The organism is Microbacterium atlanticum, assembly GCF_015277815.1.
Lineage (GTDB): Bacteria > Actinomycetota > Actinomycetes > Actinomycetales > Microbacteriaceae > Microbacterium > Microbacterium atlanticum.
The window spans coordinates 1,330,516-1,346,560 of the sequence record NZ_CP063813.1; the positions used below are offsets into that span (position 1 = coordinate 1,330,516).

Consider the following 16,045-nt stretch of genomic DNA (forward strand, 5'->3'; position numbering starts at 1 on the left):
TGAGCGGGGTGCCTGCACGCTGTTGGGTCCTGAGGGACCGGACGCCTGCCCCGTTTTGGTGGGGTGGTGTTGCGACTCTCTGGGCCTCCTGTGCTGCCGGTTCGTGCTGGTGGGTGTGGGGGTGCCGCCCGTACTTTGAGAACTACACAGTGGACGCGAGCATCTTAAAGATGCGGCCCCGGTTTCGGGGTCGCGTTTCGAGATGATCTTTTTAGATCATTAGTCAATTTCTGGTCGCATTCCTTTTGGGGTGTGGCCCGAGTTTTGATTCTCATGTTTTCAAGTCTTTAAGAGCAAACGGTGGATGCCTTGGCATCTGGAGCCGAAGAAGGACGTAGCAATCTGCGATAAGCCTCGGGGAACTGATAAGCAAGTTTTGATCCGAGGGTGTCCGAATGGGGAAACCCCGCTGGGCGGCGTGCCGACCCAGTGACTCCCGCCTGAATATATAGGGCGGGTAGAGGGAACGTGGGGAAGTGAAACATCTCAGTACCCACAGGAAGAGAAAACAACCGTGATTCCGTGAGTAGTGGCGAGCGAAATCGGATGAGGCTAAACCTCATGTGTGTGAGAGCCGGCAGGCGTTGCATGTGGGGGGTTGCGGGACTTTCCTGACCATTCTGCCGAGTGGTCGACGTGACAGAAGCGTATAGACGAACCGTCTTGAAAGGCGGGCCAGAGTGGGTGCCAGCCCCGTAGTCGAAATGCGTGTTCTGACGTGGAGAGTATCCCAAGTAGCACGGGGCCCGAGAAATCCCGTGTGAATCTGTCAGGACCACCTGATAAGCCTAAATACTCCCAGATGACCGATAGCGGACAAGTACCGTGAGGGAAAGGTGAAAAGTACCCCGGGAGGGGAGTGAAATAGTACCTGAAACCGTTTGCTTACAAACCGTTGGAGCACCCCTGGTAGGTGTGACAGCGTGCCTTTTGAAGAATGAGCCTGCGAGTTAGCGATATGTGGCGAGGTTAACCCGGGTGGGGTAGCCGTAGCGAAAGCGAGTCTGAATAGGGCGATTCAGTCGCATGTCCTAGACCCGAAGCGAAGTGATCTATCCATGGCCAGGCTGAAGCGACGGTAAGACGTCGTGGAGGGCCGAACCCACTTAGGTTGAAAACTGAGGGGATGAGCTGTGGATAGGGGTGAAAGGCCAATCAAACTTCGTGATAGCTGGTTCTCTCCGAAATGCATTTAGGTGCAGCGTTGCGTGTTTCTTGCCGGAGGTAGAGCTACTGGATGGCCGATGGGCCCTACAAGGTTACTGACGTCAGCCAAACTCCGAATGCCGGTAAGTGAGAGCGCAGCAGTGAGACTGTGGGGGATAAGCTTCATAGTCGAGAGGGAAACAACCCAGACCACCATCTAAGGTCCCTAAGCGCGTGCTAAGTGGGAAAGGATGTGGAGTTGCTCAGACAACCAGGAGGTTGGCTTAGAAGCAGCCACCCTTGAAAGAGTGCGTAATAGCTCACTGGTCAAGTGATTCCGCGCCGACAATGTAACGGGGCTCAAGCACGCCACCGAAGTTGTGGCATTGACATTATTGGTAGGCCTTCGTGGTCCAGCCGTGTTGATGGGTAGGAGAGCGTCGTGTGGCGAGTGAAGCGGCGGGGTGACCCAGCCGTGGACGCCACACGAGTGAGAATGCAGGCATGAGTAGCGAAAGACGTGTGAGAAACACGTCCTCCGAAAGACCAAGGGTTCCAGGGTCAAGCTAATCTTCCCTGGGTAAGTCGGGACCTAAGGCGAGGCCGACAGGCGTAGTCGATGGACAACGGGTTGATATTCCCGTACCGGCGAAGAACCGCCCCAACCAATCCAGTAGTGCTAAGTGTCTGAATCCCACTGACGGATCCCTTCGGGGTGATGCGGTGGGCCTAGCGCACGACCCCATGCTGAGGCGGTTAGCGTATTAACAGGTGTGACGCAGGAAGGTAGCCCATCCCGGGCGATGGTTGTCCCGGGGCAAGTGCGTAGGCCGAGTCATAGGCAAATCCGTGACTCGTACAGGCTGAGACACGATGCGGATGAAAAGTGGGTGATCCTATGCTGCCGAGAAAAGCATCGACGCGAGGTTCTAGCCGCCCGTACCCCAAACCGACTCAGGTGGTCAGGTAGAGAATACCGAGGAGATCGAGAGAATCGTGGTTAAGGAACTCGGCAAAATGCCCCCGTAACTTCGGGAGAAGGGGGGCCATCCGCTTATACCCACTTGCTGGGAAAAGGGCGTGGTGGCCGCAGAGACTAGTGGGTAGCGACTGTTTACTAAAAACACAGGTCCGTGCCAAGTCGCAAGACGATGTATACGGACTGACGCCTGCCCGGTGCTGGAAGGTTAAGAGGACCGGTCAGCTCTTCGGAGCGAAGCTGAGAATTTAAGCCCCAGTAAACGGCGGTGGTAACTATAACCATCCTAAGGTAGCGAAATTCCTTGTCGGGTAAGTTCCGACCTGCACGAATGGCGTAACGACTTCCCAACTGTCTCAACCGCGAACTCGGCGAAATTGCATTACGAGTAAAGATGCTCGTTACGCGCAGCAGGACGGAAAGACCCCGTGACCTTTACTACAGCTTGGTATTGGTGTTCGGTGTGGCTTGTGTAGGATAGGTGGGAGACTGTGAAGCGGATACGCCAGTATTCGTGGAGTCGTTGTTGAAATACCACTCTGGTCACTCTGGATGTCTAACTTCGAACCGTGATCCGGTTCAGGGACAGTGCCTGGTGGGTAGTTTAACTGGGGCGGTTGCCTCCCAAAAAGTAACGGAGGCGCCCAAAGGTTCCCTCAACCTGGTTGGCAATCAGGTGGCGAGTGTAAGTGCACAAGGGAGCTTGACTGTGAGACTGACAGGTCGAGCAGGGACGAAAGTCGGGACTAGTGATCCGGCAGTGGCTTGTGGAAGCGCTGTCGCTCAACGGATAAAAGGTACCTCGGGGATAACAGGCTGATCTTGCCCAAGAGTCCATATCGACGGCATGGTTTGGCACCTCGATGTCGGCTCGTCGCATCCTGGGGCTGGAGTAGGTCCCAAGGGTTGGGCTGTTCGCCCATTAAAGCGGTACGCGAGCTGGGTTTAGAACGTCGTGAGACAGTTCGGTCCCTATCCGCTGCGCGCGTAGGAAGTTTGAGAGGATCTGACCCTAGTACGAGAGGACCGGGTTGGACGAACCTCTGGTGTGCCAGTTGTACTGCCAAGTGCACCGCTGGTTAGCTACGTTCGGGATGGATAACCGCTGAAAGCATCTAAGCGGGAAGCCGGCCTCAAGATGAGACTTCCATACCCTTCGGGGTGAGAGGCTCCCAGCCAGACTACTGGGTTGATAGGCCAGATGTGGAAGCGCAGCAATGCGTGCAGCTGACTGGTACTAATAAGCCGATGACTTGATAACGCCCTCGCTGGTGCCCGCGTCCACTGAGTGGTTCCCGATGTACGGTCGGAAACCAAACAACAACAAAACAGCAGACTTGTCGTTGTGCATGACTGAAACATCAACAGAGTTTCGGCGGCCATAGCGAGAGGGAAACGCCCGGTCCCATTCCGAACCCGGAAGCTAAGCCTCTCAGCGCCGATGGTACTGCAGGGGGGACCCTGTGGGAGAGTAGGACACCGCCGGACACCCATTACACGGAATGGCCACCCAACGCAGGGTGGCCATTCCGCGTTAAGGCGTGCATTCGTCCCTCGGTAGACTCGAGGGATGCCGCCGCTGGATCCCTCCCTGTCCGCCGTCGACCTCACACGCGCCATCTGCGACATCCCGAGCGTGTCCGGCGATGAGAAGACTCTCGCGGATGCGATCTTCGACACCGTCTCACCGCTGCCGCACCTCGACGTCTATCGGGACGGCGACACGATCGTCGCCCGCACCGACCTCGGCCGGGCGCAGCGCGTCGTGATCGCCGGGCATATCGACACCGTGCCCATCAACGGCAACGTGCCCACGAAGGACATCGACGTCGACGGGCAGCCGTTCCTCTGGGGCCGGGGCACCGTCGACATGAAGGCCGGCGTCGCGGTGCAGCTCAAGCTCGCGGTCGAGCTGGCCGCACCTCGCGTCGACATCACCTGGATGTGGTACGACCACGAGGAGGTCGACGCCGACCTCAACGGACTCACCCGGCTGGCCCGAACCCGTCCCGACCTCTTCGCCGGCGACTTCGCCATTCTCGGCGAGCCGTCCAATGGCGAGGTCGAAGGCGGCTGCAACGGCAACCTGCGAGCGATCGTGCGCACCTCCGGCGTCCGAGCCCACAGCGCGCGGGCGTGGATCGGCGAGAACGCGATCCACAAGGCCGCCCCGGTCCTCAACCGCCTCGCGGAATACCGCCCGCGAGAGGTCGAAGTGGAAGGACTCGTGTACCGGGAGGGCTTGAACGCCGTCCGCATCGGCGGGGGCGTCGCCGGGAACGTGATCCCGGATCTGTGCGAGGTCGAGGTCAACTACCGCTTCGCGCCGAGTCGTGACGTCGCCGAGGCCGAACGCCACGTGCGCGATGTCCTCGCCGGGTTCGACGTCCAGATCGTGGACGCCGCCGCCGGCGCCCGTCCGGGCCTCGATGCCGCGCTCGCCCAGGAGTTCCTCGCCGCCGTCGGAGCCGAGCCGCGCCCCAAGTACGGATGGACCGACGTCGCGCGCTTCAGCGCGCTCGGCGTTCCTGCGGTGAACTATGGCCCCGGCGACCCGCACCTCGCCCATCACGACGAGGAGCGCGTGGCCATCTCGCAGATCGAAGCGGTCGAGCGAGGCTTGCGCTCGTGGCTGAGCGCGAGCTGACCGCTCGGGCGGCGCCGCCGGCTGCGGCGCGCGCCGCTCTGGTCGTCGCCGCGATCTACCTCGGCGCTCGTGCGGTCACGACCGCGATGCTGGTCGTCGCGGCGGAGCTGTCGGGCTACGGCTCGCGCATGGGCCCGGATGCTGAACTCACCGACACCGTCGTGGCGTGGGACGGCTCGTGGTACTGGCTGATCGCCTACTCCGGGTATCCGACCGAGCTGCCGCTGACGGAATCGGGCCAGGTCGCCGAGAACGCCTGGGCGTTCCTCCCGCTCTACCCTCACCTTGCGCAGCTGGTCTCCCTGCCGTTCGGCTCGTGGGCGTATGGCGCTGCGATCGTGTCGCTGGTCGCCGGGTACGGGGCATCCGTCGTCCTCTACCACCTGCTGCGGCCCAGGCTCGATCATCGCGCGGCGCTGTGGGCCGTCGCGTTCTTCGCTGCGGGCCCCCTGGCTGCGCTGTTCCATGTCGGCTACGCGGAGTCGCTGAACCTGCTGTGGCTGTTCTGCTCGCTGTGGTGCGTGCTGCACCGCCGGTACGGCTGGCTGTACGCGCTCATCCCGCTCATGGCGTTCACGAGGCCCGGAGTGCTGGCCTTCTCGCTGTTCCTCGCGCTCTTCGGCGTCTGGCGCTGGGCGACCAGATCGCGCGAGCCGTTGCCGGTCGCCGAGGTCGTCCACATCGTGCTCCTCGGACTGCTCGCTGCGGGCGCAGGGTTCGCCTGGCAGTTCATCGCGGGCTGGATCACCGGTGTGCCCGACGCCTACCTCGCGACGGAACTCGCCTGGCGCCGCAACTGGGTTCCCGGTGATGCGGCCTTCGTGCCGTTCGAGCCGTTCCTCGCCGGTATCGCGTTCTGGTTCGGCACGATGTGGAACCTGCCCGTCCAGCTCGGCTATGCGGCTCTCGCCGGCGCTGTGGTGCTGATCGCCGCGGCGCTGCTCTTCCTGCCCCAGGTGCGCCGGCTGGGCGTGGAGCTGCGGCTGTGGAGCGTGAGCTACCTGGTCTACCTCCTGCTGGTCTTCTTCCCGCAGTCGAGCGTCTTCCGGCTGCTCGTGCCCCTCTCGCCGCTGTGGGGCGCCTTCGCGGTGCCTCGGTCCCGCCTGTGGCGCGCGAGCGTGCTCGTCGTCTGCCTGGTCGGACAGTGGTGGTGGATCTACAACATGTACGCCCTCGGCAACCAGACGTGGCAGGTCCCTTGACCCGACCGACACGGATGCCGCTTTCCCCAAGCGTGCCCGTTCACTATTGCCTCACGATAAACTTGAGGCGCAGACCATCGATGTAAAGGAGCCGCAATGGCAGCCATGAAGCCGAGAACCGGAGACGGGCCGATGGAGGCCGTGAAGGAGGGTCGACTCATCATCGTGCGCGTGCCGCTCGAGGGAGGCGGCCGCCTCGTCGTCTCGGTGAACGACGCTGAGGCCAAGGAGCTCTACGACGTCCTGGGGGGCGTCGTCAACGCCGCGTGACAAGCATTCGCGTGAACGGCCGGTCCTCTCAGGGCCGGCCGTTCCTGTCTGCGGAGCCGAGTCAGGTGGTCGGGACGGTCGTGAGCTGGAGGAGTCCCTCACCCGTGATCGAAAGCGCCCCGATGACGGCGGGCGAGCCCTGCGTCTCCTGGATGAGCGACCGGTAGGCCGAGGTCACGGGATCCCGCCGTACCGGGTCGGCGACCGCCCCGCCAGCGAGCACGCGGGGCACGAGCACCGTCCCGCCGGCGCGGACCAGGCGCAAGCCGTGCTCGACGTACTCGATGACACCCTCGGGGTCGGCGTCGACCAGCACGATGTCGTAGGACGCCTCGTTCATGCGGGGGAGCACCTCCGCCGCGCGGCCGGTGATGAAGCGCGCCCGCGCTGGGGGGACGCGAGCGTCGGTGAACGCCTGGCGGGCGGCGCCGAGGTGCTCGGGCTCCTTGTCGATGGTGGTGAGCGTGGCGCGCGGCGAGCCGCGGAGCAGCCACAGTCCCGAGACGCCGGCGCCCGTGCCGATCTCCACGATGTTGAGGGCCTGCGAGACCGCGGCGATCACGGCGCACTGGGCGCCGACGGCGGGACTGATCGGGGCCGCACCCAGCTCGAGCGCGTGGGCGCGGGCTCGGGCGATGTGATCCGGCTCGTTGGTCACCTCGTCGACGAACCGCTGGTTCGCGTCGTGCTCTCCCATGCACATCCCTCCGACGGCCAGCCTACGCGGCGCCGCGGCGCTGGCCGCACAGGCGCGGCGGTAACCTGATGTCATGATCTTCGGCCTCACGATCGAGAAGCTGCTGCTGATCGGACTCGTTGCGGCACTCATCGTCGGACCCGAGCGGCTGCCTCGCTACGCGGAGTCGCTGGCGCAGTTCACCAAGCGCGCGCGGGAATGGGTGTCGACGGCCAAGACCCGGGTGCGCGACGAGATGGGCGAGGACTTCGACGACGTCGACTGGCGCACGCTCGATCCCCGGCAGTATGATCCGCGGCGCATCATCCGCGAGGCGCTCCTCGACGACGCACCGGTGCCGACCGTCCGCGCGGCGCAGGTGGCGGGCGCTGCCACCAGCGCCCTGGCGCCGCCGGAGCAGCCGGTGAAGTCGCCGTTCCGCGGCCCGGAGGCCGGTCCGCCGCCGTTCGACAGCGAGGCCACCTGATCGCGCAGCTCAGCGCAGACGGAGCGGGAGCGCGCGCCCGGACAGCCCCCGAGGGGTGGTGGCGAGCGCCTCGGCGACGTCGGCGATGGCGCGTGCGGCCGGATCGTCGGGGTGGGCGAGGACCGCAGGGACGCCGGCGTCGGCATCCGCCCGCAGCGCGGGGCTCAGCGGCACGGAGGCGAGCAGCGGAACCTCCGATCCGGCGCGCGACAGCGCGTCGGCGACCGCGGCTCCGCCGCCTTCGCCGAAGAGCGGGAGGAGCGTCCCGTCTGGAAGCGTCATCGCGCCCATGTTCTCGACCACGCCGATGACGCGCTGTCCGGTCTGCCGGGCCACCAGGCCGCTGCGCACCGCCACATCGGATGCCGCAGCCTGCGGAGTGGTCACCACGAGCACCTCGGCGTTGGGCAGCAGCTGTCCGACGGAGATCGCGATGTCGCCGGTGCCCGGCGGCATGTCCAGCAGCAGCACGTCGAGGTCCCCGAAGTAGACGTCGGTGAGGAACTGCTGCACCGTCCGGTGCAGCATCGGACCGCGCCACGCGACGGCGCCGATCGCGCCGTCATCGGCGCCGCGGCGCAGGAACATCCCGATCGAGATCGTCTTCACGCCGTGGGCGACCGGCGGCAGCATCAGGTCGTCCACGCGGGTGGGCTGCGGCACCGAGCCGTCCGCGGCGACCAGCCCCAGCTGGGCGGGGATCGAGAACCCGTGCACGTCGGCGTCGATGAGACCGACGGCGAGGCCGCGCGCGGCGAGCGCGACGGCGAGATTGGCGGTGACGGTGGACTTGCCCACGCCGCCCTTGCCGCTCGTGACGGCGATGACGCGGGTGAGCGTCCCGGGCCCGAAGGGCATCTCGCGCCCCCGCCTTCCGCGGAGCCGCTCGGTGAGCGCGTGCCGCTCCGCGGGTGTCATGACGCCCACCTCGAGTTCGACCTCCGTGACGCCGGGGACGGATGCCGCGGCCGCGCGCACGTCCGCGGCGATCCGGTCGGCGGCGGGACAGCCGACGATGGTGAGCGCGATGCCCACGTTGGCGACACCCCCGTCGCCGACGGACACTTCCCGCACCATGTCGAGCTCGCCGATGGGGCGGCGCAGCTCCGGGTCCGGGACGGCGCCGACCGCGGTGCGGACCGCGTCCGTGAGCGGGTCGGTCATCGGGCCGGAGTGTCGGGCGCGGCGTCCGCGCTGCTGTCGAGCCGGTCCGCGAGAGCGCGCAGCTCGTGGCGCAGCACGTCTCGGCTGACGGCCTGGTCGGCGTAGTCCTTCACTGCCATGCGCAGCGCCACCACCTCGCGGGCGAGGTACTCGGTGTCGGCGAGGTTGCGCTCGGCGCGCTGGCGATCCTGCTCGATCTGCACGCGGTCCCGGTCGTCCTGACGGTTCTGCGCCAGCAGGATGAGGGGCGCCGCGTACGAGGCCTGGAGCGACAGGATCAGCGTCAGGAGCGTGTAGTTGTACTCGCGCGGATCGAACTGCCACTCCCGCGGCGCGAACGTGTTCCACGCGAGCCACACGACGACGAAGATCGTCATCCCGATGAGGAAGCCGGAGGTCCCCATCGCGCGGGCGAACGCCTCGGAGAAGCGACCGAACCGGTCGCTGGACGGCTGCGGGGAGCGCTGCAGCATGCCGGAGCGGCCGCGGGGCGCGTCGAGCGAGGGCTGACGGGTGTTGCGGGCCATCAGCGCCTCCGGGGAATGCTCGCGGTCGTGGTGGGTACGGGTTCGGACGCCGGACGTTCACCCTCCTCGGCGTCGTGGGATCTCCAGTCCTCGGGCAGCAGGTGGTCGAGCACGTCGTCGACGCTCACCGCGCCGACGAGGCGATGGGCCGGATCCACGACGGGCAGCGACACGAGGTTGTACGACGCGAGCAGACGCGCCACCTCGGCCGCTGATGCGGTGGCCGGCACCGGGTCGAGGGTGTCGTCGATGATCGCGCCGAGGCGCTCGTGCGGCGGATACCGCAGCATCCGCTGGAAGTGGACGGTGCCCAGGAGCCGGCCGGTGGGCGTCTCGTACGGCGGGAGCGTCACGAACACCGCCGCGGCGAGCGCGGGGTGCAGCTCGTGCCGCCGGATGAGGGCCAGCGCCTCCGCGATCGTCGCGTCGGCGGAGAGCACGATCGGCTCGCTCGTCATGAGGCCGCCGGCGGTCTCGGGGCCGTACTTCAGCAGCGCGCGGACGTCCTCCGCCTCCTCGGGCTCCATGAGGTCCAGCAGCTCCTCGCGCTGGTCCTCGGGGAGCTGGCCGAGCACGTCCGCTGCGTCGTCGGGCTCCATCGCGTCGAGGATGTCGGCGGCACGCTCGTCGTCCAGCGCCTCGAGGATGTGCACCTGCTCCTCCTCCGGCATCTCCTCGAGCGCGTCGGCGAGGCGGTCGTCGGGAAGCTCCTCGACCACCTCGAGGAGGCGCTCCTCCGGCAGGTCGAGGAGGGTGTTGGCGAGATCCGCCGGGCGCAGCTCGGAATAAGTGGCGACCAGCTGTTCGGCGGACTGCGCCTCACCGGGCACCTGGCTCTCGCGCACCGCGTCCCAGTTGGCGAAAGTCGTGGCGCCCTTGGCGAAGGGGGAGGCGCTGGTCTTCGGCTTGCGCAGGAAGAGCTGCCCGACATCCCACTCGCCCAGACGGTTGCGCTCGATGGCGACGTCCTCGATGACAGCGGTTCCGGAGCCGTCGGCGAAGAACACCTTGCGCCCGAGCATCTCCGCCATGACGCGGACTTCGCCGCCGCGCTGCTGGAAGCGGCGCACGTTGATGAGGCCGGTCGTGATGACCTGGCCCGTGGCGATCGAGGTGACCCGCCCGATCGAGACGAACACGTTGCGGCGGCCGGGGATCTCGACCACCAGACCGATCACACGCGGGGGATCGTCCTTTCGGTAGATGACGACGACGTCACGGACCTTGCCGAGGCGGTCGCCCACGGGATCGAAGACCGAGCACCCGGACAGGCGCGCGACGAAAACCCTCTGCGTGCTCACCCGTCCCAGCGTAGTCCGCGTGCCGTGGGAGGATGGGGAGATGACCATGATGGGAGGCCGCTCCGCGAAGGGCTCGGACGCCGTCGGACAGACGGTGGCGAGCTTCCCGACGTACGAGGCGGCGCAGAAGGCGGTGTCCTCTCTCATCGCCGCCGAGATCCCGGCGCGCGAGATCGCGATCGTCGGTCAGGGGCTGCGCTCGGTCGAGCGGGTCACGGGTCGACTCGGCTACGCCTCGGCCGCCCGCTCGGGCGCGGTGAACGGACTGCTGCTCGGGCTGCTGTTCTCGGCGATCCTGGTCATCGGCTCGCCGTCCGTGCCGATCCAGGCATTCGTCGGGGTGCTGTTCGTGGGCATCGCGATCGGCATGCTCATGAGCATCGTCGCCTACTCGTTCGTCAGGCGCCGGCGGGACTACGCATCCGTCATGCAGGTCATCGCGGACCATTACGAGGTCACCGTCACCGACGGCAGCGTCAGCCGCGCCCGGCAGGTGCTGGGTCCGCAGTCCACCGCGCCCTCGAGCCCGTCGCAGAGCCAGGCGGCGACCGCGGTGCCGGCCGCCACGGACGAACCGCCCAAGTACGGCGAGCGCGTCGTCACGACGCCCGAGGCCGCTGCGGGCGCGGCACCGGCCGAGGACGACGACGCACCACCGCACGACCCCTCGTCCGACGCCGTCGCAGACGACAGCCCCCACCGCGCGTGACCTCGACGACCTCGATCACGATCCCGGTCGAGCTGCCGAACGGCCGCGCGGACGTCTCCGCCGACCTCGTGATCCCGCCGACCCCGTGGGGGTTCGCCGCCCTGGCCCATGGAGCGGGCGCGGGGTTCCGGCATCCGTTCCTCACCGGTTTCGCCGACGCCCTCGCCGAGGCGGGGGTCGCGACGCTGCGGTTCAACTTCCCTTACGCGCAGGCCGGAAGACGGATGCCGGGCCCGGCCGCGCACGCGATCGCGACGTGGCAGGCGGTGCACGCCGGGTTGACCGAGCGCGCCGCCGGTCTGCCGGTGTTCGCCGTGGGCAAGTCGTACGGCGGGCGGATGGCGTCGATGGCGGCGGCCGAGCGCGGGATCGACCCGGCCGGCGTGGCGTACCTGGGCTATCCGCTGCACCCGCCCGGAAGCCCGGACAAGGCGCGCGTCGCGCACCTGCCGGACGTCGCGCCGCCACAGCTGTTCGTGACGGGATCGAACGATCCGTTCGTCGACCCGCACGATCAGCTCGAGCGGGCGGTGGCCTCGTGCCGGTCGGCGAAGATCTGGTGGGTCGAGGGAGGCGGCCATTCCTTCGAGGTGAAGGGCCGCAAGAGAGCGCCCGCCGAGGTGGCCGCCGAGCTGGCGTCCCCGGTCGCCGCGTGGTTGCGTGCGACTCACTCCGCCGCCGGCGGACCGGCGTAGCGCCCACGCGGGCGCAGTCTCAGAGGCCGCTCGTCGTACTCGTCCCGGGCGTGGGAGATCCAGCCCGCGATACGCCCCACGGCGAACACGACCCCGCCCGCGTCCGCGGTCATCCCGGCCCAGAGGGTCAGCGCCGCCAGTGCGAGGTCGACGTTCGCGCGGCTGTCGGTGCGTCTGGACACCTCGGCCGTCACGGCGTCGACGGCCGACATCACCTCGGCGGTCGCGGGTCGCCGGCGAAGCAGGTCGAGGAGCACCGCCGCCCGCATGTCGCCGTCGGCGTAGAGCGACTGGCCGAAGCCGGGGATGCCGCGTCCGCCGTCGCGCACCGCGCGGGCGATCGCCGGTGCGGCCGGTTCACCGTCGCGGACGGTGCGCAGCAGCTGCCACGCCGCGCGGCTCGCCGTTCCGTGCAGCGGTGCATCGAACGCTCCCAGCGCGGCCGTCACCACCCCGTAGCCCGACGCGCGGGCGGATGCCGCCACCCGGGCGGCGAGCGTCGAGACCGCCAGGTCGTGGTCGATCACGAGGATGAGCGCCGCGTCGAGCAGGCGCTCGCCTTCCGCGTCGTCGTGACCCCCGAGCGCGCGCCACAGCGTCGGCGCGACGGGTCCGGGAGGCCTTGTCGGTTGAAGAGCTGCCGGAAGTCCTGTCAGCAGCCGGGCACCGATGCGCGTGAGGTGCTCGGGTGCCGGATCGTCGCGGAGGGGGTCCGCGGCGGCCAGCGCGGTCACGGCGGCGACGAGCCGATCGAGGGGCCGTGCGGCGTCGCCGAGGGACGCGACCGAGCGACGCGCGAGCTGCAGGTCGTCGGCGTCCGGCGGGCGCAGCTCCGACATCCCCCACAGCCAGCGGACGACGTCCTCGAACGTCTGCTCGCGAGCCAGCCGCGCTGCAGACCGCTCGCGGTAGAGCAGCACGTCGTCCTCCACGTGCGCGAGCCGCGTGTCCAGCACCATCAGCGGCGTCCCCGGCGTCGCACCCCGCGGCGCGACCGGGGGCCGCCGGCGGCGCCCGGCGAAAGCCTCCACCTCGAGCGGGTCGAACCACGAGCCGGCCGCGTCGCGCTCGCGGGACAGCAGCCCGCGGGACACGTACGCGTACAGCGACTCCGGCTTCACGCCCAGGCGGGCGGCGGCTTCGGCCGCGGTGAGGCGGGGGAGAGCGGTCATAGAGGTTGATCCGATCAAGATTGACGAACGGTCGATCAAGTCAGACCCTGAGTGTAGCGGGCTCGCCACCGAGCCCCCTGCAAGGAAGGGGATCTCATGAGCACGACGTCGGAATCGCCGGTCATCCAGGCGCCTCGGGGGCTTGCGGGCGTGATCGTGGCCGACACGGCGGTGAGCGACGTGCGGGGTGCCGAGGGCGCGCTGCAGTACCGCGACCGCTCGGCCATCGACCTCGCCGAGTCCGCCCGTTTCGAAGAGGCGTGGCAGCTTCTCGTCACCGGCGAGGAGGCGACCGATGCCGGGCGCCGGTCGTTCGCGCGTCGGATCGAGGAGATCCGGGCGAGCCTCGCCGGCGATGTCGCGGCGGTCGTGGCGGCGGTGACGGCGGCGACACCGGACGTGATGGCGGGGCTCTCGGCCGCGTGGTCGCTGCTCGCGGCGAGGCGCGGCATCCGTCCCGTCTTCGATCTCGGCCCGGCACAGCGCCTCGACGAGGCGATCGCCTTCGCCGGGTCGACCCCGGTCATCGTGGGCGCCCTGTGGCGCCGGAGGAACGGCGAGCAGCCGCTGCCGCCGCTGACGGGCCGGGGACTGGTCGCCGACTACCTCCACCAGGTGACCGGGCGCGTCCCGGACGGAGACGCCGAGGCGGCGCTGACCGCCTACCTGATCTCGGTGATGGACCACGGCTTCAACGCCTCGACGTTCACCGCGCGGGTCATCGCGTCGACCGGGGCGGACACCGCCGCCTGCCTCGTCGGCGCCCTCGGGGCCCTGACGGGACCGCTGCACGGGGGAGCGCCGTCGCGTGCGCTGGACGGACTGGATGCGGTGGGCGCGCCGGAGCGCGTCGAGCCGTGGATCCGCGGCGAGCTCGCCGCGGGCCGGCGGCTGATGGGCTTCGGGCACGCCGTGTACCGGACGTCGGACCCGCGCGCCGAGCTGATGAAGAGGATCGCGCTGCGCACGGGCGGCGCTCGCGTCGACCTCGCGGTGCGGTTCGAGGCGGCGGCGCAGCGCCTGCTCGCCGAGGCGAAGCCCGGACGCGACCTGCACACCAACGTCGAGTTCTGGGCGGCCATCGTCATGGAGCAGTGCGGCCTGCCCCGGTCGATGTTCACACCGACCTTCGCCGTTGCCAGGGCCGTCGGCTGGACGGCGCACATCCTCGAGCAGGCGGCCGATCCCAAGATCATCCGGCCGTCCGCACGGTACGTGGGGCCGCCGCTGCGGGAGAACGCCGCCTGAGCGTGGCGGGCGGCCCGGTTCTCAGCGTCCGGCGGCGTAGCCCTGCATCCCGCGGGGATTGGCCGCCGCCCACAGCAGCCCGGCAGCCATGTCCCTGCCGACGGCGGAGACGCGGCCGAGCGACCAGTCGCCTGCCCGCGTGACGCGGTGACCTCGGCGCTCCAGCCCCTCGATCACCGCCTCTCCCAGCCGTCCCTCCACGACCGCTCCCGCGGGCGTCCAGGTGCGGGGCCAGAAGGACTCGGGCATGGCAGTGGTGTGCAGGGCCGGTGCGTCGATGGCCTGCTGCGGCGTGTAGCCGCCGACGATGATGCGCAGCAGGGCGAGCAGCTGCCACTGATCCTGCTGGTCCCCGCCGGGCGAGCCGATCGCGAACTCCGGCGCGCCGTCACGGAGCACGACAGTGGGCGTGAGCGTCGTGCGCGGCCTGCGACCGGGAACGAGCGACGACGGATGCCCCGGCTCGAGCCACGTCATCTGGAGGCGCGTGCCCAGGCAGAAGCCCAGCGCCGGGATGGTCGGCGACGACTGCAGCCAGCCGCCGGACGGGGTCGCCGAGACGATGTTGCCCCACCGGTCGACGACGTCGAGGTGGCACGTGTCGCCGCGGGTCTCGCCGGTCCTGGCGACGGTGGGCTCTCCGGTGCCGATCCCACGGGCGTCGTAGGTCTCGCGCAGCGGCGGGCGGAACGGCGTGGTCCCGGAGGGTGAGCCGGGCCGGAACTCGGCCGACGCGGTGTCGGCGATGAGTGCGCGGCGCTCGGCGAGGTAGTCCTCGGAGAGCAGCGCCTCGAGGTCGACGTCGTCGTCGCCGAACCAGGCGTCGCGGTCGGCCAGTGCCAGCTTCTGCGCCTCCAGGACGGTATGGGCGCCGGCCTCCTGCGAGGGATCGAGGAGGTCGTCGGCCAGCGGCTCGAGCAGCGCGAGCGTCTGGAGCAGCGCAGGTCCCTGGGTCCAGGCTCCCGCTTTGGCGACGGTGCGCCCGCGGAAGTCGCGCGTGACGGCGGGTTCGTAGGTCGCCTCGAATCCCGCGAAGTCGTCGGCCGTGATGACCGCCGGGTGGGCACCCCCGTCCGAGTGGCGGTGCGGCTGCCCGAGGAACGCGGATGCCTCGTGGGCGACGAATCCGCTCCTCCATTCGCGGCGCGCGGCGTCGATGCGCGCGGCGCGGCCGACGGGACCGTCGTCGCGCACGGTGCACGAGGCATGCACGAGGCCGTCCAGCACCTCCGCGTAGGCGGGATTGCGCAGGATCCGCCCGGCGGCGGGGGGCTCGCCGTCGGGCAGCCACAGCGCCGCGGAGGTCGGCCAGTCGTCCCGGAAGAGCTCGGCCACCCGCGCGATCGTCGCAGCGGCACCGGCCACCAGCGGGTGACCGTCGCGCGCATAACCGATCGCGTACGCCAGGACGTCGGTCAGCTCCCACGTGCCGTGGTCGCGCAGGAGCAGGAGCCACGCATCCACCGCGCCGGGCACAGCCGCCGCCAGCCCGCCGGCACCGGGCACGAGGTCGAGGCCAGCCCCGCGGTAGTGGTCGATCGTCGCGGCCGCGGGTGCCGTGCCCTGGCCCATCAGCACCGTCGGGGCGCTTGCGTCGGCGGTCTGGAAGATGCCCACGAGGTCGCCGCCCGGGCCGTTGAGGTGCGGCTCGACCACATGCAGCACGAAGGCCGCGGCGACCGACGCATCGAAGGCGTTCCCGCCGCGCTCCAGCACCGCCTGTGCGGTGGCGGTCGCGAGCCAGTGCGTCGTGGCCGACATCCCGAAGGTGCCGGTGAGCGTCGGGCGAGTGGTGAACGAGGACGGGGGCGTGTACGGCACG

Annotated in this window: 13 protein-coding genes and 2 rRNA genes; 9 read left to right on the plus strand and 6 right to left on the minus strand. The window is 68.7% G+C overall.

Features of this window, described 5'->3' with window-relative positions:
- The first annotated feature begins 277 nt into the window (after nt 1-277).
- The 5 genes from IR212_RS05895 to IR212_RS05915 all read left to right on the plus strand — a co-directional run bounded on the left by IR212_RS05895 (nt 278) and on the right by IR212_RS05915 (nt 6,244).
- Nucleotides 278-3,386, plus strand: a 23S ribosomal RNA gene (locus tag IR212_RS05895).
- A 110-nt stretch (nt 3,387-3,496) separates the two neighbouring features.
- Nucleotides 3,497-3,613, plus strand: a 5S ribosomal RNA gene (gene rrf / locus IR212_RS05900).
- A gap of 82 nt (nt 3,614-3,695) precedes the next feature.
- Entirely contained in the window at nt 3,696-4,772 is a 1,077-nt protein-coding gene (gene dapE, locus IR212_RS05905; protein WP_194398023.1) for a succinyl-diaminopimelate desuccinylase, read from the plus strand.
- Nucleotides 4,754-5,974, plus strand: a complete 1,221-nt coding sequence (locus IR212_RS05910) for a hypothetical protein (RefSeq protein WP_194398024.1) — start codon at nt 4,754-4,756, stop codon at nt 5,972-5,974. Before dapE ends, IR212_RS05910 begins: the two co-directional genes overlap by 19 nt.
- Before the next feature lie 96 nt (nt 5,975-6,070).
- Entirely contained in the window at nt 6,071-6,244 is a 174-nt protein-coding gene (locus IR212_RS05915; protein WP_019179788.1) for a DUF3117 domain-containing protein, read from the plus strand.
- A gap of 61 nt (nt 6,245-6,305) precedes the next feature.
- Here the strand turns inward: IR212_RS05915 and IR212_RS05920 are convergent, their stop codons facing one another.
- Entirely contained in the window at nt 6,306-6,941 is a 636-nt protein-coding gene (locus IR212_RS05920) for an O-methyltransferase (protein ID WP_194398025.1), read from the minus strand.
- Nucleotides 6,942-7,014: 73 nt separating this feature from the next.
- On the opposite strand from IR212_RS05920, the gene IR212_RS05925 reads away from it, so the two are divergent.
- Nucleotides 7,015-7,407 (plus strand): twin-arginine translocase TatA/TatE family subunit, encoded by a 393-nt coding sequence (locus tag IR212_RS05925; protein ID WP_194398026.1) that lies wholly within the window; start codon nt 7,015-7,017, stop codon nt 7,405-7,407.
- A 9-nt stretch (nt 7,408-7,416) separates the two neighbouring features.
- Here the strand turns inward: IR212_RS05925 and IR212_RS05930 are convergent, their stop codons facing one another.
- The 3 genes from IR212_RS05930 to IR212_RS05940 are packed head-to-tail and all read right to left on the minus strand — an operon-like array spanning nt 7,417 to nt 10,399.
- Nucleotides 7,417-8,571: an Mrp/NBP35 family ATP-binding protein gene (locus IR212_RS05930; protein ID WP_194398027.1), complete on the minus strand. Its 1,155-nt coding sequence runs from the start codon at nt 8,569-8,571 to the stop codon at nt 7,417-7,419.
- Entirely contained in the window at nt 8,568-9,098 is a 531-nt protein-coding gene (locus IR212_RS05935; RefSeq protein WP_194398028.1) for a DUF1003 domain-containing protein, read from the minus strand. The genes IR212_RS05930 and IR212_RS05935 overlap by 4 nt, the downstream gene beginning before the upstream one ends.
- Nucleotides 9,098-10,399, minus strand: coding sequence for a magnesium transporter MgtE N-terminal domain-containing protein (locus IR212_RS05940; RefSeq protein WP_194398029.1), 1,302 nt, complete (start codon nt 10,397-10,399; stop codon nt 9,098-9,100). Before IR212_RS05940 ends, IR212_RS05935 begins: the two co-directional genes overlap by 1 nt.
- A gap of 40 nt (nt 10,400-10,439) precedes the next feature.
- Here IR212_RS05940 and IR212_RS05945 point away from each other — a divergent pair, with 40 nt between their 5' ends.
- Together IR212_RS05945 and IR212_RS05950 are read left to right on the plus strand one after the other, a co-directional pair.
- Nucleotides 10,440-11,108, plus strand: coding sequence for a YflT domain-containing protein (locus IR212_RS05945; RefSeq protein WP_228479505.1), 669 nt, complete (start codon nt 10,440-10,442; stop codon nt 11,106-11,108).
- Entirely contained in the window at nt 11,105-11,803 is a 699-nt protein-coding gene (locus IR212_RS05950) for an alpha/beta hydrolase family protein (RefSeq protein ID WP_228479506.1), read from the plus strand. Before IR212_RS05945 ends, IR212_RS05950 begins: the two co-directional genes overlap by 4 nt.
- On the opposite strand, the gene IR212_RS05955 is transcribed toward IR212_RS05950, so the two are convergent.
- A complete protein-coding gene (locus IR212_RS05955; protein WP_194398030.1) occupies nt 11,776-12,975 on the minus strand; it encodes a citrate/2-methylcitrate synthase in 1,200 nt (399 codons plus the stop codon). The genes IR212_RS05950 and IR212_RS05955 overlap by 28 nt on opposite strands.
- 96 nt (nt 12,976-13,071) lie before the next feature.
- Here IR212_RS05955 and IR212_RS05960 point away from each other — a divergent pair, with 96 nt between their 5' ends.
- On the plus strand, nt 13,072-14,223 hold the full coding sequence (locus tag IR212_RS05960) for a citrate/2-methylcitrate synthase (protein WP_194398031.1): 1,152 nt from the start codon (nt 13,072-13,074) through the stop codon (nt 14,221-14,223).
- Nucleotides 14,224-14,244: 21 nt separating this feature from the next.
- On the opposite strand, the gene IR212_RS05965 is transcribed toward IR212_RS05960, so the two are convergent.
- Nucleotides 14,245-16,044, minus strand: a complete 1,800-nt coding sequence (locus IR212_RS05965; protein ID WP_228479507.1) for a gamma-glutamyltransferase family protein — start codon at nt 16,042-16,044, stop codon at nt 14,245-14,247.
- Nucleotide 16,045 lies beyond the last annotated feature (1 nt).

Bases quoted from the DNA above. Each gene is read 5' to 3' on its own strand.
- dapE (WP_194398023.1), top strand. From the start codon at position 3,696: ATGCCGCCGCTGGATCCCTCCCTGTCCGCCGTCGACCTCACACGCGCC.
- IR212_RS05915 (WP_019179788.1), top strand. From the start codon at position 6,071: ATGGCAGCCATGAAGCCGAGAACCGGAGACGGGCCGATGGAGGCCGTG.
- IR212_RS05920 (WP_194398025.1), bottom strand. From the start codon at position 6,941: ATGGGAGAGCACGACGCGAACCAGCGGTTCGTCGACGAGGTGACCAAC.
- IR212_RS05925 (WP_194398026.1), top strand. From the start codon at position 7,015: ATGATCTTCGGCCTCACGATCGAGAAGCTGCTGCTGATCGGACTCGTT.
- IR212_RS05930 (WP_194398027.1), bottom strand. From the start codon at position 8,571: ATGACCGACCCGCTCACGGACGCGGTCCGCACCGCGGTCGGCGCCGTC.
- IR212_RS05935 (WP_194398028.1), bottom strand. From the start codon at position 9,098: ATGGCCCGCAACACCCGTCAGCCCTCGCTCGACGCGCCCCGCGGCCGC.
- IR212_RS05945 (WP_228479505.1), top strand. From the start codon at position 10,440: ATGACCATGATGGGAGGCCGCTCCGCGAAGGGCTCGGACGCCGTCGGA.
- IR212_RS05955 (WP_194398030.1), bottom strand. From the start codon at position 12,975: ATGACCGCTCTCCCCCGCCTCACCGCGGCCGAAGCCGCCGCCCGCCTG.
- IR212_RS05960 (WP_194398031.1), top strand. From the start codon at position 13,072: ATGAGCACGACGTCGGAATCGCCGGTCATCCAGGCGCCTCGGGGGCTT.